Source organism: Streptomyces sp. AM6-12 (assembly GCF_044327085.1).
In the GTDB taxonomy this organism is placed as follows: domain Bacteria; phylum Actinomycetota; class Actinomycetes; order Streptomycetales; family Streptomycetaceae; genus Streptomyces.
The window spans coordinates 884821-906205 of record NZ_JBIQWN010000001.1 but is presented as its reverse complement, the minus strand read 5'-3'; the positions used below and the strand labels follow the sequence as shown (position 1 = coordinate 906205).

At 73.5% G+C, this 21385-nt stretch carries 20 protein-coding genes and 2 pseudogenes; 12 read left to right on the top strand and 10 right to left on the bottom strand.

All coding sequences use genetic code 11. The features are described from left to right. Positions 1-24: 24 nt before the first annotated feature. A complete protein-coding gene (locus ACE4Q9_RS04050) occupies positions 25-291 on the top strand; it encodes a hypothetical protein (RefSeq protein ID WP_397982830.1) in 267 nt (88 codons plus the stop codon). Here the strand turns inward: ACE4Q9_RS04050 and ACE4Q9_RS04045 are convergent. Together ACE4Q9_RS04045 and ACE4Q9_RS04040 are read right to left on the bottom strand one after the other, a co-directional pair. Continuing rightward, complete coding sequence (locus tag ACE4Q9_RS04045; RefSeq protein ID WP_397982829.1) at positions 284-1042, bottom strand: crotonase/enoyl-CoA hydratase family protein; 759 nt, start codon at positions 1040-1042, stop codon at positions 284-286. The two genes, ACE4Q9_RS04050 and ACE4Q9_RS04045, sit on opposite strands and share 8 nt — an antisense overlap. A 43-nt stretch (positions 1043-1085) precedes the next feature. Beyond that, complete coding sequence (locus ACE4Q9_RS04040) at positions 1086-2084, bottom strand: YbhN family protein (RefSeq protein ID WP_397982828.1); 999 nt, start codon at positions 2082-2084, stop codon at positions 1086-1088. 224 nt (positions 2085-2308) lie between these two features. Here ACE4Q9_RS04040 and ACE4Q9_RS04035 point away from each other — a divergent pair, with 224 nt between their 5' ends. The 6 genes from ACE4Q9_RS04035 to ACE4Q9_RS04010 all read left to right on the top strand — a co-directional run bounded on the left by ACE4Q9_RS04035 (position 2309) and on the right by ACE4Q9_RS04010 (position 9665). Next, positions 2309-4213 carry an ABC transporter ATP-binding protein gene (locus ACE4Q9_RS04035; RefSeq protein WP_397987112.1) on the top strand — a complete coding sequence of 635 codons (1905 nt, stop codon included), beginning with the start codon at positions 2309-2311 and terminating at the stop codon, positions 4211-4213. A gap of 357 nt (positions 4214-4570) precedes the next feature. After that, positions 4571-5110, top strand: a complete 540-nt coding sequence (locus ACE4Q9_RS04030; protein WP_397982827.1) for a (2Fe-2S)-binding protein — start codon at positions 4571-4573, stop codon at positions 5108-5110. Further along, positions 5107-6102 (top strand): FAD binding domain-containing protein, encoded by a 996-nt coding sequence (locus ACE4Q9_RS04025; protein WP_397982826.1) that lies wholly within the window; start codon positions 5107-5109, stop codon positions 6100-6102. The genes ACE4Q9_RS04030 and ACE4Q9_RS04025 overlap by 4 nt, the downstream gene beginning before the upstream one ends. A gap of 69 nt (positions 6103-6171) precedes the next feature. Continuing rightward, a complete protein-coding gene (locus tag ACE4Q9_RS04020) occupies positions 6172-8277 on the top strand; it encodes a xanthine dehydrogenase family protein molybdopterin-binding subunit (RefSeq protein ID WP_397982825.1) in 2106 nt (701 codons plus the stop codon). A gap of 89 nt (positions 8278-8366) precedes the next feature. Continuing rightward, positions 8367-8798, top strand: coding sequence for a cold shock domain-containing protein (locus ACE4Q9_RS04015; RefSeq protein ID WP_397982824.1), 432 nt, complete (start codon positions 8367-8369; stop codon positions 8796-8798). Between the two features lie 105 nt (positions 8799-8903). Beyond that, positions 8904-9665 carry a thioesterase II family protein gene (locus ACE4Q9_RS04010; protein WP_397982823.1) on the top strand — a complete coding sequence of 254 codons (762 nt, stop codon included), beginning with the start codon at positions 8904-8906 and terminating at the stop codon, positions 9663-9665. A gap of 29 nt (positions 9666-9694) precedes the next feature. Here the strand turns inward: ACE4Q9_RS04010 and ACE4Q9_RS04005 are convergent, their stop codons facing one another. From ACE4Q9_RS04005 to ACE4Q9_RS03995, 3 genes are read right to left on the bottom strand one after another with little or no spacing between them, the layout of a single operon-like run. After that, positions 9695-10876, bottom strand: coding sequence for a cytochrome P450 (locus tag ACE4Q9_RS04005; protein WP_397982822.1), 1182 nt, complete (start codon positions 10874-10876; stop codon positions 9695-9697). Positions 10877-10917: 41 nt separating this feature from the next. After that, positions 10918-12273 (bottom strand): NAD(P)/FAD-dependent oxidoreductase, encoded by a 1356-nt coding sequence (locus tag ACE4Q9_RS04000; RefSeq protein ID WP_397982821.1) that lies wholly within the window; start codon positions 12271-12273, stop codon positions 10918-10920. Next, entirely contained in the window at positions 12263-12472 is a 210-nt protein-coding gene (locus tag ACE4Q9_RS03995; RefSeq protein ID WP_046420515.1) for a ferredoxin, read from the bottom strand. The genes ACE4Q9_RS04000 and ACE4Q9_RS03995 overlap by 11 nt, the downstream gene beginning before the upstream one ends. Positions 12473-12698: 226 nt before the next feature. On the opposite strand from ACE4Q9_RS03995, the gene ACE4Q9_RS03990 reads away from it, so the two are divergent. From ACE4Q9_RS03990 to ACE4Q9_RS03970, 5 genes and pseudogenes are all read left to right on the top strand, one after another. Continuing rightward, entirely contained in the window at positions 12699-13421 is a 723-nt protein-coding gene (locus tag ACE4Q9_RS03990) for a FadR/GntR family transcriptional regulator (RefSeq protein ID WP_397982820.1), read from the top strand. Then, positions 13418-14254 carry a sterol desaturase family protein gene (locus ACE4Q9_RS03985; RefSeq protein WP_397982819.1) on the top strand — a complete coding sequence of 279 codons (837 nt, stop codon included), beginning with the start codon at positions 13418-13420 and terminating at the stop codon, positions 14252-14254. The genes ACE4Q9_RS03990 and ACE4Q9_RS03985 overlap by 4 nt, the downstream gene beginning before the upstream one ends. Before the next feature lie 64 nt (positions 14255-14318). Then, positions 14319-14645 carry a hypothetical protein gene (locus ACE4Q9_RS03980; RefSeq protein WP_397987111.1) on the top strand — a complete coding sequence of 109 codons (327 nt, stop codon included), beginning with the start codon at positions 14319-14321 and terminating at the stop codon, positions 14643-14645. Positions 14646-14715: 70 nt separating this feature from the next. Beyond that, positions 14716-14826, top strand: a pseudogene (locus tag ACE4Q9_RS03975) (acyl-CoA dehydrogenase family protein); the annotation flags it as partial. Then, the gene (locus ACE4Q9_RS03970; protein WP_397982818.1) at positions 14823-15884 is read left to right on the top strand and encodes an enoyl-CoA hydratase/isomerase family protein; all 1062 of its coding nucleotides are present in this window, start codon (positions 14823-14825) and stop codon (positions 15882-15884) included. The pseudogene ACE4Q9_RS03975 and the gene ACE4Q9_RS03970, both read left to right, overlap by 4 nt. Positions 15885-15888: 4 nt before the next feature. On the opposite strand, the gene ACE4Q9_RS03965 is transcribed toward ACE4Q9_RS03970, so the two are convergent. The 5 genes and pseudogenes from ACE4Q9_RS03965 to ACE4Q9_RS03945 form a co-directional block, all read right to left on the bottom strand. Continuing rightward, positions 15889-16854 (bottom strand): SDR family NAD(P)-dependent oxidoreductase, encoded by a 966-nt coding sequence (locus ACE4Q9_RS03965; RefSeq protein ID WP_397982817.1) that lies wholly within the window; start codon positions 16852-16854, stop codon positions 15889-15891. 160 nt (positions 16855-17014) lie between these two features. Then, positions 17015-17474: pseudogene (locus ACE4Q9_RS03960) on the bottom strand (5-methyltetrahydropteroyltriglutamate--homocysteine S-methyltransferase); the annotation flags it as partial. 81 nt (positions 17475-17555) lie between these two features. After that, positions 17556-18251, bottom strand: coding sequence for a formyltransferase family protein (locus ACE4Q9_RS03955; RefSeq protein ID WP_397982816.1), 696 nt, complete (start codon positions 18249-18251; stop codon positions 17556-17558). After that, positions 18248-19510: a cytochrome P450 gene (locus tag ACE4Q9_RS03950; RefSeq protein WP_397987110.1), complete on the bottom strand. Its 1263-nt coding sequence runs from the start codon at positions 19508-19510 to the stop codon at positions 18248-18250. Before ACE4Q9_RS03950 ends, ACE4Q9_RS03955 begins: the two co-directional genes overlap by 4 nt. Positions 19511-19584: 74 nt before the next feature. Further along, the gene (locus ACE4Q9_RS03945; RefSeq protein ID WP_397982815.1) at positions 19585-21372 is read right to left on the bottom strand and encodes a beta-ketoacyl synthase N-terminal-like domain-containing protein; all 1788 of its coding nucleotides are present in this window, start codon (positions 21370-21372) and stop codon (positions 19585-19587) included. Between the last annotated feature and the right edge of the window lie 13 nt (positions 21373-21385).

The window sequence follows — 21385 nt, the reverse complement described above, 5'->3', positions numbered from 1 at the left end:
CAGTGCCGTGTGCGACAGTGCGTCGTGACGGAGATCAACACTCCGGTGCCGGCGCTCTCCGGTCTCGACGCCGTCGACTGGTCCGCGCTGACGCACGCCTGCGGCCCCGCCGACGACGTGCCCGGACTGCTGCGTGCCCTGTGCTCCCCAGAGGCGGAACAGCGCCACAAGGCCCTGGACGCGCTGTACGGCAACACCTTCCACCAGGGCAGCCGGTACCCGGCCACCGCCGCAGCGGTGCCGTTCCTGGTCCGGATGGGCGCTGTGCCCGTATCCGGCCTGCTCAGCTGAACGAGCCGTGCCGCCCCGCCCCCGAGGCGAACCGGGCGGCGCCCTCCGCGCTCTCGGCCAACACGCCTGTCCCGTGGCGGAGTTCACCGAGCAGCGCCGCCTCCTCCGGCAGGCCCTCCTGGTCGAGGACCGAGGCGCGGTCGCTGCGCAGACACGCCTGCGGGAACCGGGCGATCTTCGCGGCCAGCGCCTCCGCCTCGGCGCGGGCGGTGCCGTTCGGCACCACCCGATTGGCGAGCCCCATCGCGTACGCCTCCCGCGCCGGCACCGGACGGCCGGTCAGGATCAGGTCCATGGCCCGGCTCGTCCCGATCAGCCGGGGCAGCCGTACGGTCCCGCCGTCGATCAGCGGCACCCCCCAGCGGCGGCAGAACACGCCGAACACCGCGTCCTCCTCGGCCACCCGCAGATCGCACCACAGCGCGAGTTCCAGGCCGCCCGCCACCGCGTGCCCGGCGACCGCCGCGATCACCGGTTTGGACAGCCGCAGCCGGGTCGGACCCATCGGCCCGTCGCCGTCCTCGGCCACCCGGTTGCCCCGCTCGGTGCCGATCGCCTTCAGATCGGCCCCCGCGCAGAACGTGCCGCCCTCACCCCACAACACCGCCACCCGCGCGTTCTCGTCCGCCTCGAACTCCCTGAACGCGGCGACGAGTCCGGCGGCCGTCGGCCCGTCCACGGCGTTGCGCGCCGCGGGCCGGGACAGGACGACGGTGGTGACGTACTCCTCGCGCTCCACACGGACCGGCACGGCGGGCACTCCCTCTCCAGACGGCTGGGAGGGCCACTCTGCCTCAGATGACCTTCAGCCGCACCAGCGCCCCCAGCATCAGCGCCTCCGGCAGCAGCGGCACCCACACCGTGATGATCCGGTAGGCCAGCACCACCGCCGTGGCCGGTGCCGCCGGACTGCCCACCGCGATCAGGGCCACGATCAGCGCGGCCTCGACCGAACCGAGACCGCCCGGCGTGGGCACCAGGGCCACCGCGACCGTCGCCGCGAGATAGGCGAGCGCCATATGGGCGGGCGGCACCGGCAGCCGCAACGCCTGGCCGACCGCGGCGAGCCCGGCCGCCTGGAGCGCCGGGAAGGCCAGCGAACCGCCCCACAGGGCCAGCGCGCGCACCCGCCGGGTGTGCACGCAGCGCGCCTCACCCACGGCCTCCCGTACGAACGCGGCGACCCGGACGCGCAGCGGTCGTACCAGCGCCCCGGCGGCCACCACCACCGCCACCAGCAGCCCGGCCGCGCCCAGCAGCAGCGGCAGCGTCGAACCGTCCGGCAGCAGCGGGCCGAGCCGCAGCGCGTCGGGGAAGGCGAGCAGCAGAGCGGCCAGCAGACCGAGCCGGCCCGCGCTCTCCGCGAGCAGATACAGGGCGAGCGCGGCCGTGGAGCGGGCCGGCGGCACCCCGCACACGGTCATGAAGCGCAGATTCACCGTGCCCGCGCCGAGCCCGGTGGGCAGCAGATGGTTGGCCGAGGCCGCCGCGAACTGGGTGGCCAGCAACCGCCGCTTGGGCAGCGTCTGCACCACCGCGCCCTGCCGGGTGACAGCCGCCGCCACCCAGGTCAGACAGGTGGCACCGGCCGCCGCGAGCAGCCAGGGCCAGGACGCGGTGCGCAACTGCCCGACGCCCGCGACGAGCAGCGAGCGATTGCGTACGGCGGCCACGGCGACCAGCGCGAGCGGCAGCAGGCACAGCACCTGGCGGACGGGCACGCGACGGGGAAAGCCACGGGGGGCACGGGAGAATCGGACCCGAGAGAGCGGGGGAGTGGGGACGGCAGTCACATCCGCAGAGGGTCGCGGCGCCGCCCCAACGGCGGATGGCATCGCCGGGGACGGCGGCTTACAGGCAGTGGTCGGCGGGGCCATGGGGCCGTCCCGTTCATCGGGAGCGCCCCGGAACCCGGACCCGGGAGATTCGGGCCCCCGGTTCCCGGACGCCGGTGCGGGTGAAAAGTGTCGGACCTTGACCTCAACGATGCTTGAGGTTCTACGTTCTCCTCATGAGCATGGAGACCACCGCATGGACGCAGCTGCACAGCGTGATGAACGCGCAGGCCGACCGCCGTCCGCTCGCCCGCGCCACACTGCGCCGCATCGCCGCCTTCGCCCGCCCGCACCGCGCCGGCATCGTCCGCTTCGTCCTGCTCGGGGTGGTGACCGCCCTGCTCGCCGTGGCGACTCCCGTGCTCGCCGGACGGGTCGTCGACGCCATCGTGTCCGGGCACGACTCCGGTACCGTGGTCCGCCTGTCCCTGCTGATCGCCCTGGTCGCGCTCGCGGAGGCCGGGCTCGGCATCCTCGGCCGACGCCTGTCGTCCACGCTCGGCGAGGGACTCATCCTCGACCTCAGAACGGCCGTGTTCGACCACGTGCAGCGCATGCCCGTCGCCTTCTTCACCCGGACCCGCACGGGAGCGCTGGTCAGCCGGCTCAACAACGATGTGATCGGCGCCCAGCGGGCCTTCGCCAACACCCTGTCCGGCGTGGTGACCAACCTGGTCACCCTGCTGCTCACGCTCGCCGTGATGCTCACCCTGTCCTGGCAGATCACCCTGCTCGCCCTCGTACTGCTGCCCGTCTTCGTGCTGCCCGCGCGCCGGATGGGCAGCCGGATGGCGCGGATGCAGCGGGAGGCGGCGGCGCTGAACGCGGCCATGGGCACCCGGATGACCGAGCGGTTCTCGGCGCCCGGCGCCACCCTGGTCAAGCTGTTCGGCCGCCCCGAGGAGGAGTCGGCGGAGTTCGCCGCCCGCGCGGCCCGCGTCCGGGACATCGGGGTGCGCACGGCCACCGCCCAGTCGGTGTTCATCACCTCACTCACCCTGGTCTCCGCGCTCGCCCTCGCCCTCGTCTACGGCCTCGGCGGCTGGTTCGCGCTGCGCGGCACCCTGGAGGCCGGCGCGGTCGTCTCGCTGGCCCTGCTGCTGACCCGCCTGTACGCCCCGCTCACCTCGCTCGCCGGGGCGCGGGTGGAGGTGATGAGCGCGCTGGTCAGCTTCGAACGGGTCTTCGAAGTGCTCGATCTGAAGCCGCTGATCGAGGAGAAGCCGGACGCGACCGAGGTGCCCGAGGGCCCGGTGGCCGTCGAGTTCGACGCCGTCCGCTTCGCCTACCCGGCCGCCGACCAGGTCTCCCTCGCCTCCCTGGAGGAGGTCGCCGCCCTCGACACCCGCGGCGGCACCGAGGTCCTGCACGGCATCTCCTTCCGCGCCGAACCCGGCCAGACCATCGCCCTGGTCGGCTCCTCCGGCGCCGGGAAGTCCACCATCGCGCAGCTGCTGCCCCGGCTGTACGACGTCGACGCGGGCGCCGTCCGGGTGGGCGGGGTGGACGTGCGCGACGTGACGGCGGCCTCGCTGCGGGCCACGCTCGGCCTGGTCACCCAGGACGGCCACCTCTTCCACGACACGGTCCGCGCCAACCTGCTGCTCGCCCGGCCCGACGCCACCGACGAGGAACTGTGGGACGCCCTCGGCCGCGCCCGCCTCGCCGAGGTCGTACGGTCCCTGCCCGACGGCCTCGACACCGTCGTCGGCGAGCGCGGCTACCGGCTGTCCGGCGGCGAGCGCCAGCGGATGACGATCGCCCGGCTGCTGCTGGCCCGCCAGCGCGTCGTCATCCTCGACGAGGCCACCGCCCACCTGGACAACACCTCCGAGGCCGCCGTCCAGGAGGCCCTCACCGAGGCACTGGAGGGCCGCACCGCCCTGGTCATCGCCCACCGCCTGTCGACCGTCCGCGCCGCCGACCAGATCCTCGTGATCGAGTCCGGCCGGATCGCGGAACGGGGCACGCACGAGGAACTGCTGGCGGCAGGCGGGCGGTACGCCGAGCTGCACCGCACCCAGTTCGCGCAGGGGGCCGGGGCCGGGGCGGCGGTGGCCGCGCAGACTCAGGTGGAGGCGGTCTGACCCGGCGTCCGCTCCGGGCCCGAAGGTGAGAACCCCCGGCTGGCCGGGGAGAGGGAAGGGGGTTTTCCCCAGCGACGGCGGCCGCGGCCCGTGGCTAGAGTTCTGTGCAGACAGAGAGCGGACAGAGAGCGGACCGAGAGGCGGGAAGGGGGACACGGATGCCGTACCGATCCATAGGCACACCGATACCGGTACCGGCACCGGGGCCCCGCGGGACGCGCTGACAGAGCGTGCCCTGACGCGGCGGCCGATGTGCCCCCGGTGCCGGTGAGGCTCCCCCCGCCCCACGTGTGAGCCCCGCGACGCTGGATACGCGGAGCGCACGGCACCACGGTCCGTCCGGAAGGCCTCTCTGCCATGACCAGCGAAAACGAGCCCGCTCCGGGCTCGGAGATCACCCTGAGGGTGAACGGCAAGCCGCACACCCTGTACGTCGACCACCGCCGCGTCCTCCTGGACCTGCTCCGCGAGGACCTGGGACTCACCGGCGCCAAGAAGGGCTGCGACCACGGCCAGTGCGGGGCCTGCACCGTACTGGCCGGAGGGCGCCGGCTCAACAGCTGCCTGCTGCTGGCGGTGACCCTCGACGGCGCCGAGGTCACCACCGTCGAGGGCCTGGGCGGCGACGGCGAGGAACCGCACCCGCTCCAGCGCGCCTTCCTCGACCGCGACGCCTTCCAGTGCGGCTACTGCACGCCGGGCCAGCTCTGCTCCGCCGCCGGCATGCTCGCCGAGGCCGCGGCCGGCCACCCCTCCCACGTCACCGACCCCGCCGCCCCCTCCGGCCACCCCGTCACGCTGGACCGGACCGAGATCCGCGAGCGGATGAGCGGCAACCTGTGCCGCTGCGGCGCGTATCCGGGCATCGTCGCGGCAGTGGAGGACGTGATCCGGTGAACGGCTTCGGATACCTCAGGCCCACCACGCTCCAGGAAGCCGCCGAGGCGTACGCCGCCCACCCCGGCGCCCGCTATCTGGCCGGCGGCACCAACCTGGTCGACCTGATGAAGCTCGGCGTCGAACACCCCGCCTTCCTCGTCGACGTCGGCGCCCTGCCCCTGGACGGCATCGAGGAACTGCCCGACGGCTCCCTGCGGGCCGGTGCCACCGTCCGCAACAGCGACCTCGCCGCCGACCCGCGCGTCCGCGACCGCTACCCGGCGCTCTCCCAGGCCCTCCTCGCCGGCGCCTCCGGCCAGCTCCGCAACGCCGCCACCACCGGCGGCAACCTCCTCCAGCGCACCCGCTGCCCCTACTTCCAGGACCTGGACAAACCCTGCAACAAGCGCGAGCCGGGCAGCGGCTGCGGAGCCCTGGAGGGCGTCCACCGCGACCACGCGGTCCTCGGCTGGTCCGAGCAGTGCGTCGCCACCCACCCCTCCGACATGGCCGTCGCCCTCGCCGCCCTGGACGCACAGGTCGAGTTGTACGGCACCGACGGCACCCGCAGCGTGCCGGTGGCCGACTTCCACCGGCTGCCCGGCGAACACCCCGAGCGGGACACGGAGATGCGCCCCGGCGAGATCATCACCGGCGTGCTCCTGCCGGCCGCCACCGCCGGGCTCCCCTCCGCCTACCGCAAGGCCAGGGACCGCGCGTCGTACGCCTTCGCGCTCGCCTCCGTGGCCGCCGTACTGCGGCTCGCGGACGGCGTGATCGAACAGGTGGGTCTCGCCTTCGGCGGGCTCGCGCACAAGCCCTGGCGGGCCCGCCGCGCCGAGGAGGCCCTGCGCGGCGCCGCCCCCACCCCGGCCGCCCTGGAACGCGCCGTCGACCTCGAACTGGCCGCCGCCCGGCCCCTGGGCGAGAACGCCTACAAAGTGCCCCTCGCCCGCAACCTCGCCCTCGACGTCCTCGGCCGCCTCACCCCGGCCCCCGCCGCGGCCTGACCGCCCCCACCGGTGACAGGAGGATCCATGGCACCCCACCAGGTGACACACCAGGTGACAGGAGCACCCGTGCCCCCCACCGAGACCGTCCTCGGCGCGCCCGCCGAGCGCCTGGAGGGGCGGCAGAAGGTCACCGGCGCCGCCCGCTACGCCGCCGAGTACCCGCTGCCCGGCCGCGCCCACGCCTGGCCGGTGCCCGCCGCCGTGGTGCGCGGCCGGGTCGCCGAGGTGGACAGCTCGGCCGCCCGCGCCCTGCCCGGCGTCCTCGCCGTCCTCACCCCGGGCGACGCGCCCAGGGTCGCCGCACCCGAGGACGCCACCCTCGCCGTCCTCCAGGACCCGCACGTCCCGCACCGGGGCTGGTGCGTCGCCCTCGTCGTGGCCGAGACCCTGGAGACGGCGCGGGCCGCCGCCCGGCTGGTGCGCGTGCGCTACGACAGCGAGCCGTACGACATCGCACTGTCCGAGGACCACCCGCGGGCCTACGAACCGGACGAGGCCAACGCCGGACTGCCGGGCCGTGTCGAGTACGGCGACCCCGAGGCCGCCCTCGCCGCGTCGGGGACCGCCGTCGACGTCTCCTACCGGGTGCCGCCGCTGCACAACCACCCCATGGAGCCGCACGCGACCACGGCCCACTGGGACGACGACCGGCTCACGGTGTACACCTCAAGCCAGGGCGGTACGACCGCACGCGGTGTGCTCGCCCAGATGTTCGAGCTGCCCGGGGATCACGTCACCGTAGTCAGCGAACACGTCGGCGGCGGCTTCGGCTCCAAGGGCACCCCGCGCCCCGACTTGATCCTCGCCGCGATGGCCGCCCTGCGTACCGCCCGCCCCGTCACCCTCGTCTACCCCCGTCGCTATCTGCCCACCGTCGTCGGCCACCGCGCCCCCACCCTGCACCGGCTGCGCCTCGCCGCCGACCCGGACGGCCGGCTGACCGCGCTGGTGCACGAGGTCACCACTCACACCTCACGGGTGAAGGAGTTCGTGGAACAGGCCGCCGTGCCCGCCCGCGTCATGTACGCCACGCCGAACCTGCGCACCGCCCACCGCGTCGTCGCCCTGGACGTGCCGACCCCCTCCTGGATGCGGGCCCCGGGCGAGTCGCCCGGTATGTACGCCCTGGAGTCCGCCGTGGACGAACTCGCCGAGGCGCTCGGCATGGACCCGATCCAGCTGCGCATCCGCAACGAGCCGGAGCGCGAACCCGGCAGCGGCAAGCCGTTCAGCAGCCGGCACCTGGTGCAGTGCCTGCGCGAGGGGTCCCGCCGGTTCGGCTGGGCGGACCGCGATCCGCGCCCCGGCGCCCGCCGCGAGGGGCCCTGGCTGCTCGGCACCGGCGTGGCCGCCGCCACCTATCCGGCCTCCGCCGTCCCGGCCACCGCCACCGCCCGCGCCCTGCCCGACGGCACCTTCATCGTGCGGATCAACGCGACCGACATCGGCACCGGGGCGCGTACCGTCCTCGCTCAGATCGCCGCCGACACCCTCACCACCACCCTGGAGCGGGTACACATCGAGATCGGGCACAGCGACCTGCCCCCGGCCTGGCTGGCCGGCGGCTCCACCGGCACCGCCTCCTGGGGCTGGGCCGTACACGACGCATGCGCCGACCTCGCCGACCGGCTCGCCGTCCGCGAGGGGCCGCTGCCCGCCGACGGTCTCGAAGCCCACGCGGACACCGCGGGCCGCGCCGACGCCGAAGTCCCCTACGCCCGGCACGCGTTCGGCGCCCACTTCGCCGAGGTCGCCGTCGACAGCGTCACCGGCGAGACGCGGGTGCGTCGGCTGCTCGGCGTCTTCGCCGCCGGGCACATCCTCAACTCCCGTACCGCGCACTCCCAGTTCACCGGCGCCATGGTCATGGGCCTGGGCATGGCCCTCACCGAGAACAGCACCCTGGACCCCGCGTTCGGCGACTTCCCCGAGTGCGACCTCGCCTCCTACCACGTGCCCGCGAACGCCGACGTGCCCGACATCGAGGCACACTGGATCGACGAGGACGACACCCACCTCAACCCCATGGGCAGCAAGGGCATCGGCGAGATCGGCATCGTCGGCACCGCCGCCGCCATCGGCAACGCCGTCCACCACGCCACCGGCGTCCGTTGCCGCGAACTGCCCCTCACCCCCGACCGTATCCTCGCCGGCCTGCCGACCGTGGGATGACGAGCCGGCCAGGGGTCGAATCCTCGGCCGAAGCTGTGTAAGTTCACCTGCGTTGTCGTTGTGCTGGTGTTGCTGGAGGTGTGTGGGCTGTGCTGATGACCGGCAAGGTGCTGCGTTTCGACGAGGTCCGCGGATACGGTTTCATCGCCCCGTCCGAACCGGGCGAGGACGTCTTCATGCACGCGAACGACCTGCTGGACGAGAAATACCTCTACCACGAGGGCAGCGAGGTCGAGTTCCACATGGAGATGGGCGAGAAGGGCCCGAAGGCCTCCCAGATCCGGCTGGTCTACCAGCCCTCCTCGCACCGCCTGCCCAACCGCCCGGTCTTCTCCGACGATTCGGCCGCCGCGCGCCCCGCCGCCGCGTCGTCCGGTGAGAGCACCGGCGCGGGCCGCTTCCGCACCGAACTGACCGAGGTCCTGGTCACCTCGGTCGACTCCCTCACGGCCGCGCAGATCCGCCAGGTCAGGGAGCGTGTCGTCGAACTGGTCCGGGAAAAGGGCTGGTTGACCGCCTGACCGCCTGACCGCGCGACCGCCCGACCGGGTGCGGCGGGGTGCCTCGGCCGGACCGGCGGGGCACCCGCCTGCCCGACTCCCCACCCCCGGCCCCTGGAGCACACCGTGACGACAGCCTGCCCGACCGGCGACCCGTGGGTGCGCCGCTTCCACCCCGCACGCCAGGACTCCGGCCGGTTGGTGTGCTTCCCGCACGCCGGCGGCTCGGCGAGCTTCTACTTCCCGTTCTCCGCCGCCCTGCGCGACGCGGCCGACGTGCTCGCGGTGCAGTATCCGGGGCGGCAGGACCGGCACGCGGAGAAGGGCATCGAGACCATCGCGGAGCTCGCGGACCGCGCCCACGAGGCGCTCCAGCCGTACGCCGACCGGCCGTTGACCTTCTTCGGGCACAGCATGGGCGCGATTGTCGCCTTCGAGGTCGCCCGCCGCTTCGAACGCGACGGGGAGGGCCCCGTCCACCTCTTCGCCTCGGGGCGCCGCGCCCCGTCCGCCTCAGCGGGCGAGAACGTGCACCGGCGGGACGATGAGGGCCTCATCGCCGAGCTGCGTCGGCTCAGCGGCACGGACGACCGGCTGCTGGGCGACGAGGAGATCCTGCGCATGGTCCTCCCGGCCCTGCGCAGCGACTACACCGCGATCGAGACCTACCGCGCCACGCCCTCCACCGTCGTCACCGCCCCCATCACCGCCCTCACCGGCGACGCGGACCCCCGCGTCAGCCCCCAGGAGGCGCACGCCTGGCGCGGCCACACCACCGGCCCCTTCGACCTGGAGGTCTTTCCGGGCGGCCACTTCTACCTCTCCGACCGGGTCACCGAGATCGCGGCGCTCCTGCGCACCCGGCTGACGGCCCCGGACCCCCGCTGACCGGGGCCAGAAAAGCAAGGCCTTGCCGATCAGAGTCTCAGCATCAGGTGCCGCGGCCCCCGCAGCATCGCGTTCTGCCGGTACGGCGGCGGGTCCTCGACCAGTTCCGCCGTGGCCAGCCGGGGCAGCAGCGCGGCGAGCGCGGACCGGGCCTCCAGACGGGCGAGCGGGGCGCCGTAGCAGAGGTGGATGCCCGAGCCGAAGCCGAGGTGCTGGTTGTCGGGGCGGGCCGGGTCGAAGCGGTCGGGGTCGGTGAAGCGGCGCGGGTCGCGGTTGCCCGAGGCCAGGGCCAGGATGACGGAGGAGCCGCGCGGGAGGGTGGTGCCGGCGATGTCGAAGTCGGCGAGGGGGATGCGCTCGCGCATGTGTACCGGGGGTTCGAAGCGCAGCAGTTCCTCCACCGCCCGCGGCAGCAGCTCGGGTTCCCGGCGCAGCCGGTCCAGTTCCTCGGGGTTGCGCAGCAGGGTCAGCACCCCGTTGGCGATGAGGTTGACCGTGGTCTCGTGCCCGGCGATCAGCAACAGCACCGCCGTCTCGGCGAGTTCCTCGCGGGTGAGCCGCAGCTCGGGACCGGGCTCGCTGACGAACGCGGACAGGAGGTCGTCGCCCGGACGGTCGCGCCGCTGCTCGGCCAGGCCCACCAGATAGCCGCCCATCTCCTGGCGGGCCCGCTCCGCCTCGTCGCGCGGTGCCGAGCTCGCGTCCGGCCGTACGTCGGCGGACGCCACCAGCGTGTCCGACCAGGCGCGGAACAGCGGTTCGTCCTCGTGCGGCACGCCGAGCAGCCGGCAGATCACCGTGACCGGCAGCGGATAGGCGAACTCGTCCACCACATCGACCTGGCCGCCGGACTCGAACGGCGCCAGCAGCTCCTTGGTGATGTTGTCGATCTCGGTGCGCATCCCGTCCACGCGGTGCGGCGTGTGCGGCGGACCGAACGGCCGCATGGCCAGCGTGCGCAGCCGGTGGTGCTCCGGGTCGTCCAGGCGCAGGAACGGCGGCTTGGGGGTCTCCAGGCCGCGGGTGCGGGGGTCCGCGCTCATCCGGGGATCGTGCAGCAGCGCGGCGACCTCGTGGTAGCCGCCGACCAGCAGGCTGCCGTCGGACTGCGGCACCACGGCGCCGGCCTCGCGCAGCTGGGCGTACAGGGGGTAGGGGTCGGGGCGGCTGGCGTAGTCGGTGATCCTGGCCAGCAGGGTGCCGGAGTCCATGGCGGCTCCTCGAAGTGGGCGTGGGCGGCGGACCGCCGGGGTCATACGACCGTCAGCCGGCGGTCTGGGAGATAGCCGGTCAGCGCGACCGTCGGGCCGTGGGACAGCACCGACGGGTCCGGTACGTCGGACGGGACCGGGACCTCGGCCGCGATGGCCCGGTCGGCGGCGCCCGCCGGGGGCGGGAACGGCGCACCGGTCTCGATCAGGTGCTGGTAGTAGTCGAGCGACTTGGCCATGTCGACGGTGACCGCGGCGGTGACCCGGCCCCGGTAGCCGTAGACCATGGCGAGCCGGCGTGCCTCCAGCGAGCCCTGCGCGATGACCACGTGGTCGGAGTAGGTGGGCACCCCCACCGACTTGATGTTGAGCCCGAACTGCGTCGACCAGAACGTCGGCAGCGCCAGGTGCGGACGGCGCAGCGGACCGGGGCTGACCATGTTGTGGGCGGCGACCTCGGCCTGGACGACCGCGTTGCCCCAGTGCTCCAGGGACAGCAGCTGGTAGCCGAACAGGGGGTGCGGGAAGCGGGAGACGTCGCCGGCCACGAAGACGTCGTCGGTGACGATGCCGTACATGGTGAAGGCCCGGCACCCGGCGTCGCAGGCCAGCCCGCGCGGGCCCGCCGCCAGCCCGGACTCCGCCAGCCACTCCACATTGCGCACCGCGCCGAGCGCCACCACGCACACATCCGCGTCCACCCGGCTGCCGTCGGACAGCTCCACGCCGGTGAAGGTCTTGTCGCCGAGCAGCCTGGTCACCGTCACCCCTGTGCGCAGGTCCACGCCGTGGTTGCGCTGCATCACGGCCGCCAGCTTGGACAGGGTGCCGCCGAGCGCGCCGACCAGGGGGGCGGGGCCGCGTTCGGTGACCGTGACCTCCAGGCCGCGTTCCCGGCAGGCCGAGGCGATCTCGGAGCCGGTGAACCCGCCGCCGATGACCAGCACCCGCCGGGGCCCCGCGTCCAGCCGGGCGGCGAGCCCGGCGGCGTCCTCGCGGGTGCGCACGGTGAACACACCGTCCAGTGCGGCTTCCTCCGGGTTCGGCCAGGGCCGGGCGCGGGTCCCGGTGGCGATCAGCACCCGGTCGTACGGCAGTGACTCGCCGCCCTCCAGCAGGACCCGCTTGCCCAGCGGGTCCAGTCCCGTGGCCCTTACCCCGAGCAGCCACTCCGCCTCGGGGTCGTGGCGCATCGGCAGCCCGGTGGACTCGGCGGGCGCGACGCCGAGCAGCACCTGCTTGGACAGCGGCGGGCGGTCGTACGGCGGGTGGGGTTCGTCCCCGACCACCGTCAGGGAGCCGGTGAAACCCTGGTCGCGCAGCGCTTCCGCGGCCCGCAGCCCGGCCAGCGAGGCGCCCACGACGACGATCCGGCCGTCCGTGAGGTCATCGGGCACCGCCGCTCACCTCCTCGCCGAGGAGAATGGCCTGTACCGGACAGGCCGCGGCGGCCTGGCGCACCCGTTCGACCTGATCGTCGGGGACGGCCGGGGCGTACAGCAGCCCTTCCTCGCCGTGCAGCCGGAACACGTCCGGCGCGAGGAACACGCACTGTGCGTAGCCCTGGCAGCGCGTGAGGTCGACAACGGTCTGCATCGCAACCACTTCCTCCTCCGCCGTACCACCCCCTCGTGTCCAGCATGGGGCGAGAGGGGGGCGCCCGCACGGCGGCCGGTGGGCGGGCACGTCAACGCCCGTGCGAGCAGCGATGCTTGACGAATCCGGACGAACGCCGACATGTCCGCTGGCCCGCGGGGAATCCGCGCGGAAAGAGTGGTCCAACCAGTTGACCACTCTACGAACCGCGTCCACCCTGATCGCCATGACCGAGGGACACATACGGCGCGAGGCGGTCTCCGACCAGCTTTTCGCCCTGCTGCGCGACAGGATTCTCGGCGGGATGCTGCCGGCCGGCGGCCCGCTCACCGCCGAGCGGGAACTGGCGGCCGAGTTCGGGGTGAACCGGCATGCCGTACGGGAGGCGGTCAAACGCCTCCAGCAGGCCCGGCTGGTCGAGGTCAGCCATGGCGGCCGTACCCAGGTGTTGGACTGGCGGCGCACCGCCGGGCTGGAACTCGCGGTGGGCATCGCGGCGGCCGACAGCGGGCCCAGCGTGCAGGACATCGCCCGTGACGCCCTGGAGATGCGGGCGTGCATCGGCGCCGACGCCGCCCGGCTGTGCGCGCTGCGCTGCTCCGCGCGGGCCGCCGCAGAGATCGCCGCGGCCGTCGAGGCGCACGCGCAGGCCGGGCCCGATCTGACCGAGCTGGACGAGACGTACATCGCCTGGTGGCGGCTGATCGTGGAGGGCTCCGGGAACATCGCCTACCTGCTGGCCTTCAACAGCCTGGTCGGCGGCATGATCCCGGTCGCCGGCGTGCCCGCCGACCTGGAGGCCGGCGAGATCCTCGACGTCGAGGCCCACCGGCGCCTCGCCGGGCACATCACGGCGCGCGAGGCCGGCGCGGCCGAGCGGCTGGCCCGTGAGCTGCTGTCGCGCAGCGTGCCCGCCGCGCCGAGCGCCCGGAAGGGGGCCCGCAGGTGATCCCTACCGTGGTCTACGCGATCCCGGCGTTCGTGCTGCTGGTGGTCGTGGAGGCGCTGTCGTACCGCTTCCTGCCGGACGACGACGAGCGCGGGTACGAGCTGCGTGACACCGTCACCAGCATGTCCATGGGCGCGGGCAGCCAGGTCATCGCGGTGCCCTGGAAGGTCGCGACGATCGTGGTCTACGCCGCCGCGTACACCGCCGCCCCCTGGCACCTGTCGCCGTCGTCCGGCTGGACCTGGCTGCTGCTGTTCTTCGGCGACGACCTGGCCTACTACGCCTACCACCGGGCCCACCACCGGATACGGGTGCTGTGGGCGAGCCATGTGGTGCACCACTCCAGCCTCCACTACAACCTGTCCACCGCGCTGCGCCAGACCTGGACGCCGATGACCGGGCTGCCGTTCTGGCTGCCGCTGGCGCTGCTCGGCGTGCCGCCGTGGATGATCCTGGTCGAGCAGGCGGTCAGCCTCGCCTACCAGTTCTTCCTGCACACCGAGCGGGTGGACAGGCTGTGGCGCCCGGTGGAGTGGTTCTTCAACACGCCCTCGCACCACCGCGTCCACCACGGCTCCAACCAGGTGTACCTGGACCGCAATTACGGCGGCATCCTCATCGTCTGGGACCGGGTCTTCCGCACGTTCGAGCCGGAGGGGGAGCGGGTGGTGTACGGGCTGACGAAGAACATCGGCACGCACAACCTGGTGCGGGTGGCCTTCCACGAGTACGTGGCCGCCTGGCGCGATGTCCGCGCGGCGGTGCGGTGGCGGGACCGGGTGGGGTATGTGTTCGGGCCGCCGGGCTGGTCACCGCGCCAGTCGATGAGATGATCATCGTCAAGTCGAGTCCAGGATCCGGGGGGTAGAGGTGGGCGCAACGGTCCCGTGCCGTGTCGTGGTGTGCCGTGACTGCTGCTGCGGCAGCCCGAAGGTGACCGGCGTCGACCACGCGGTGCAGACCGCCCGGCTGGAGGCGGAGGTGCCCGTGCGCATCTCCGACTGCCTCGACGTGTGCGACCAGGCCAACGTCATCGTCGTCCAGCCCTCCACCACCGGCCGCGCCGCCGGCGCCCGGCCGGTGTGGCTGGGCCTCGTCAACGACCCGGACGCGACCGAGGACATCATCGACTGGGTACGGGCCGGGGGACCGGGCGTGGCAGCGCTGCCGGAGATCCTCGGACTGTACGCGTTCACGCCGCCGGGGCGGGCGGCCAACCCCTGAGGACGGGTGGCGGCGCGGCGGACCGGGGTGCGGGGGGTGGTACGGCGGGCAGGCGCACCGGCCCGCCGGGTACGGCCTTGAGAGGATCGTCGGTGACCCTCGCGTCCACCGGATCCTGGAAGGAACGAACGAGATCATGCGCGTCATCGTGGCCCGCGGCCTGACGGAGGCCCCCGGATGAGCAACGGCACGGAGGAACCCGTCCTCCTCGGCGTCACCGGCCGGGCCGCCCGTATCACCCTCAACCGGCCCAGGGCCCTCAACGCCCTCACCCACGAGATGGTCACCCGCATCGACGCCGCGCTGACCAACTGGGAGCACGACCCCGCCGTGCAAACCGTCGTCATCACCGGCGCCGGGGAGCGCGGACTGTGCGCGGGCGGCGACATCCGCGCCATCCACGACGACGCCCGGTACGGTGACGGCACCGCCTCGGAGGCGTTCTGGCGCGACGAGTACCACCTCAACGCCCGTATCGCCCGCTACCCCAAGCCGTACGTCGCCCTGATGGACGGCATCGTGATGGGCGGCGGGGTCGGCGTCTCCGCGCACGGCGGCGTCCGCGTCGTCACCGAGCGCTCACGGGTCGCCATGCCGGAGACCGGGATCGGCTTCATCCCGGACGTCGGAGGCACCTACCTGCTCTCCCGTGCCCCCGGCGAGCTGGGCACCCACCTCGCCCTGACGGGGGATCAGGTCGGTTCCGGTGACGCCCTGTTGTGCGGACTGGCGGACCACTACGTGCCCTGCGCCGCGCTGGACGACCTGCTGGACGATCTCGCCCGGATGCCGGTGCCCGACGCTCTCACCCGGCACGAACGGCCGTTCCCTCGCGGTGAGTTGTCCGAGCGGCGGGAGTGGATCGACGCCTGTTACGGTGCCGGCACCGTCGAGGAGATCGTCGAGCGGCTGTTCGCGCACGGCGGCACGGCGGCGAAGGAGGCGGCCGAGACCCTGCTCGCCAGGTCGCCCACCGCCCTCAAGGTCACCCTGGCCGCCGTCCGCCGCGCCGGGCGGCTCGGCTCTCTGGCGGAGGTCCTCGACCAGGAGTACCGCGTCTCCTGCGCCGGGCTGAGGAGCCCCGACCTGGTGGAGGGCGTCCGTGCTCAGATCATCGACAAGGACCGCGACCCGCACTGGTCACCGGCGACCCTGGCCGAGGTCACCGACCCCGACGTGGAACGCTTCTTCGCCCCGCTCGGCGACCGCGAACTCCAGCTGGCGGCGCCCGTGACGTGAGTCGTCACCTCCCCCCGCCGAGCGGCGGACCGGACCAGCCGGTGGCGCCGGTCAGCTCCTCGCTGGCGGCCCACAGCCGAGCGGCGACGGCCGGGTCGGCCATGTGGGGCGGGACGGGCTCACACCGCGGTAGCCCCCGCAGCCCGAAGACCCGTGGCCCCCACAGCTGCCCGCCCGCCACCTCCGGGTCGAGGACGGCACGGACGATGGGCCATGCCCCCGCGTCCTTCCCCTGCACCAGGAGAGCGCACGGCAGAGCGCGAAGCCGCCGGCCGGGGGTCGCCCCATGGGCCGGCGGGCGGGGCGGGGTGAGGGAGTCCAGCGCGCCGCCGGGGTGGGCCACCACGCTGAGCACCGTGCTGCCGGCGGCACGCAGCCGGCGGTCGAGCTCGAAGCCGAAGGACATCTGCGCCAGCTTCGACCGGCCGTAGGCGCGCTTGGGCCGGTAGTCCTGGACCGACTGGAGGTCGCCGAGGTCGAGTCGCTCGGACCGCGCCGCGAAGCTGCCCACCGTCACGACACGGCCCGCCGGCGCCGCGGACAGCAGCGGGGCGAGCCACCGGGTCAGCGCGAAGTGGCCGAGGTGGTTGGTGCCGAACATCAGCTCGTGGCCGTCCCCGGTCTCCTGGCGCGGCGGGTCGTCGAGCGCGACCCCCGCGTTGTGGACCACCGCGTCGAGATGACCGAGGTCCAGCCGGTCCACGACCGTCTTCAGGGACGACAGATCGGCGAGATCCAGCCGGAGGTGCCGAACCCGCGCGCGGGGAACGCGCGAACGGATCGAGGCCATGGCGGCCTCCCCTTTCGCGCGGTCCCGGCTGCCGATGACGACGACGGCGCCGGTGCCGGCGAGCTGCTCCGCGGTGAAGTAGCCGATCCCGGCGTTTCCCCCGGTGACCAGGAAGTTCCTGCCCTCGGCGGCCGGCGGTCGGCGAACGTCCCACGTCCGGCCCTGAGTTGTGGACGACATGATGGCAGGCTCCTTGCGTTCCGAGGTGGCGTGCTCATGGGGAGCACTCCGACGCGTCCAAGCTCGCAGCCCCCGCCGACATACCGCCGACAGATCACCCTCGCCGCCCACAGATCACCTACGCGGGCGCCCGCGCCGGCGCGGTGCGGGCTCCGGACGGTCAGGAACCGGTCAGCTCCGCGCGGACCGGGCGCGCGACGGCGACCAGGCCCTCCAGGGAGGCGCGGGTGGTCTTCAGACCGCAGTCGGGGTTGGCCCACAGCCGCTCCGCCGTGATGGCCCCGAGCCCCGTGCGCAGCAGGGCGGCCGGCTCGCGGGTCACCTGCATAGGGGAGCGGGCCGCCTCCAGGCTGATGACATCGGCGTCGAGATCGTCGATGGCCCCCACGACGTCGCCGAACTCCGCGTAGCACATGCGGGTGTGGATCTGGGTGTCCGGGCGCACCCCCGCAGGTGCTCAGCCGGAACGCCTCGGTCGCCCAGGCCGGATATCCGGGCCGGTCGGCGGCGCGCAGCGGCAGCGTCTCCCGCAGCGCGGGCACCTCGTCCCGCAGGGCGAGCGCCACCTGCCGCGCGGTGTCGGCGAGGAGCTGGACGTCGCGGACGAAGGACCGGGCGAGTCCGCCCGCCTCTGACGCACAGGCGAGCGTCGCCGGGCGGATATCGTCACCGGCCGACGACGCGGGCGCGGCCCCCGCCGGTCACTGTGCGTGCAGCGCCCACCTGCTGCCGTCGACGGTCTCCGACCCCGGCAGCGCGATGAGTTCGGGTTTGAACAGCGGCGGCGCGCCCATCGCGGGCTCCCAGGTCGCCAGCTTCTCGTCCTGGGGGACCTCGATGCGGCGGCCCTTGGCGAGATCGGTGACGACCCGCACGAGCAACCGCACACCGAGCGGGGCGAGATGCTCGCGCCACAGGGACTCCGCGGTCGAACCCGGCGGCACGAACAGGTGCTCCTGCGCGGCGATCGGGCCCCCGTCGGTGCGCTCGGTGAGGTGGTAGACGCTGCCGCCGGTCACCTTGTCGCCGTCGCGGATCGTCCACCGGATCGCGTCCCGCCCGCGGTGCAGCGGCAGCAGACTGGGGTGGTAGCCGATGGCCGCGACGGCGGCGCGGGCGCGCGTCTGGCGGCCGATGAAGGCGTGCGAGTGCGCGGCGACGATCAGGTCCACCCCGTCCGGGACATGCCGCGCGCGCAGCTCGGCCGAATCCGTCCAGGGGACGCTCCTCGGATACGCCCACGCCCGCAGCCGGTCCCAGGACAGCGCGCTCGCCTCGTCGCTGTGCCCCTTGCGCAGCCGGGGGGCGGCCACGCCCGCGATCCGGTGCCCTTCCTCCTCCAGGGCGTCCGCGACCTGCACCGCGAACGCCCCCTGTCCCGAAAGGTAGATGTTCACGTCGTTGCCGCCTCTTTCATCGAGCGGGGGTCGGGCCGAAACCGCACCGGCAGTGTGGAGAACCCGGTCAGGAAGTTCGACCGGATGCGCAGCGCCTCGCCGGTCTGCTCGAAGCCGGTGGTGAAGTCCCGTAGCGCCAGGAGCAGTTCGGCGATCTCCACCCTGGCCAGGTAGGAGCCGAGGCAGAAGTGCGGGCCGTAGCCGAAGGCCAGGTGCTTGTTGGGGGCCCGGCCGAGGTCGAACTCGCCGGGGTGGTCGAAGACCCGCTCGTCCCGGTTGCCGGAGGCGTGCCAGAGCGTGACGATCTCGCCGGGGCGCAGCCGGACCCCGTGCACCTCGGTCTCGCGGACCACGGTGCGCCCGAAGTGCAGGGTGGGGGACGCCCAGCGCAGCACCTCGTCCACGGCGGTGTCGATGGCGACCTCGCCGTCCTTGAGCCGCCGCCACTGTCCGGGATGCCGCGCGAGGGTGTGCACACCGTCGATCATCGTCAGCCGGCTGGTCTCGTCGCCGCCGATGATCAGGCTGTAGCAGTTGAGCACGATGTCCTCGTCGGACAGCGGCACCCCGTCGATCGAGCTCGCCACCAGCATGCTGATCACGTCGTCGCCCGGCGCCGCACGCCGCTCCTCGACCATGTCCATGAAGTACAGCAGGATCTCGTTGCGGGCCATCTCCGAGTCGACCTCGTCGGCGTCCGCGCTGTCGGCCGACAGCGCCGCCTTGGTCAGGGTGAGCAGATAGTCCCGGTCCTGCTCGGGCACGCCGAGCAGGCTGGAGATGGTGGTCATCGGGATCCGGCCGGCGATCTCCTCGGCGAAGTCGCAGCCGCCCCGCTCGACCGCCTCGCTGATCAGCCGCCGGGTGTTGGCCCGCACCGCCGCCGCGACCTCGCCGAGCACCCGCGGCGAGAGCACCCGCTGGAGGATCTTGCGCAGTTCGTGGTGGCGGCGGCCGTCGGTGACGGCCAGCATCCGCCCGGCCCCCGCGTCACCGCCGCCCAGCAGCGTGACCAGCACATTGCCGCGCTCGGAGGTGAGATGCAGGTCGTCCCGGTAGGCGGCCATGATGTCGTCGTGGCGGGAGAGCACCCAGAACCCGCGACGGCCGCCCCTCGGGGGGTTCCAGTGCACCGGGGCGGTGTCCCGCAGGGTGCGCCAGAACCCGTCGAGGTCGTGCTCCGCGAAGGTGTCCGGGTCGCCCAGGTCCACGCTGTCCGGATCGCCCGGGTCCACGGTGTCCGGCGCCGGGGTGACCACGGTGTCCGGCGCCGGGGTGCCCACGGTGCCGGGTGCCGAAGTGCCCACGGTGTCCGGTGCGGGGCTGCCCACGGTCACCACTCCGTGCGCCAGAACCGGCGCGGCTGGAACGGGTAGGTGGGCAGCGGCACGCGGTGGCTCGCCTCCCCCTGGTGGAGGGCGCCGAAGTCCACCCGGTGGCCGTTCACCCAGGCGGCGGCGAGTGCGGCCAGCGCCCGGTCGTCGTCCGGGGCGCCCGGTACGATCCCGTCCTCGCCCCGCGGCAGGGAGTCCGCGTCCACCCGCGGCGCGGCACCGGTCGCGACGGCCGGACCACCCGCGGAGCCGGCGGACAGCGCCTCGATCAGCTCCTCGCGGCTGCGCACCACGGCCGCCCACCGGCGGTCCATCGCCCTGCGGCCCAGGTTGAGGCTGAAGCACACGTCGTCGAGGCGCAGAGCGGGGTCGGCCAGCAGCCGGTCCCGCAGCCGGGCGCGCTGCCGGGCCAGCGCCTCGTCGTCCAGCGCGGACAGGGTGGCGAGGCGCGGCCTGCCGACGGCCTCGGGGGCGCGCCCGGCGGGGGCCGGGGCCTCTTCGAGCACCAGGTGTCCGTTGTAACCGCCGCCACCGATCGCGGTGATGCCCGCGCGCCGGATGCCCGCTTCGGGCTCCCAGTCCGCGGACTCCAGTTGCGGCACGAACGGGGTGCTGGGGAAGTCGATCTCCGGGTCGGCGTCCGTCAGGTTGATCGTCGGCACCAGTGTCCGGTGGTACAGCGCCATCGTGGCCTTCAGGGCGCCGAAGCCGCCCGCCACCACCCCGCCGTGCCCGACGTTGCCCTTGACCCCGCCGATCGAGCAGGTGCCGGTCTGCTTGCCGAACGCCATGCTCACGGCGTGCACTTCGAGCTGGTCGGTGATCGGCAGCCCGAGCCCGTTCGCCTCGTACATCGACACGGTGTCCGGGGTGACGCCGCCGACCTGCATGGCGGCCGCGATGCACGCGCTGAGCCGCTCGGGCTGCGCCAGACCGTAGGCCATCGCGCTGACGCCGTTGTTGTTGATGGCCGAGCCCTTGACCACCGCGTAGACGTGGTCCCGGTCGGCGACGGCCTGGCCGAGCGGCTTGAGCAGCATGGTGACGACCCCGCTGGACAGCGCCGCGCCGGTGCCGTTCGCGTCGAACGGGCGGCAGTGGCCGTCCCGCGACAGGATGCGGCCCTCCTCCCACAGATGCCCGCGCGGGTGCGGCAGCCGTACCATCGCACCGCCGGCGATCGCCATGTCGGTCTGGCCCAGCAGCAGCGACTGGCAGGCCAGATGCACCGCGTAGTGGAAGCCGGCGCAGGCGGTGGTGACGGTGACGGCCTCACCGGTCAGCCCGATGTAGTACAGCGCGTTGGACGTCATGGTGTCCGGCGACCACGCCAGGCCGTGCTCGATGGCCTCGGGACCGACCGACACCCGGTCCGGCGGAGTGCCGTAAAGCGCCGCCGTCTGCGGGTTGTTGGCGCCGTAGATCCCCACCTCGCCCGGTATCCGGTCCGGGTCGTACCCGCCGTCCTCCAGCGCCTCCCAGGCGCTCTCCACGAACAGCCGGTTCTCCGGGGTCATCGCGGCCGCCATCCGGTCGCTGATGCCGAACACCGAGGGATCGAAGGCGTCGTACCCGTCGAGCGTGCCGCAGGCCCGCACGTAGTACGGGTTGTTGATCAGGGTCTCGTCGACCTTGATCTCGTCCTTCTCCAGGAACCGCACGGACTCCCTGCCGTGCAGGAGGTTGTCCCAGAACTGCTCCTTGGTGCGGGCACCGGGCGCCTTGCACGCGATGCCGATGACGGCCACGTCGCCCGGATCGTAGTCCTGCTCGGGACGTTCGGACATGAGGGGCTCCTGC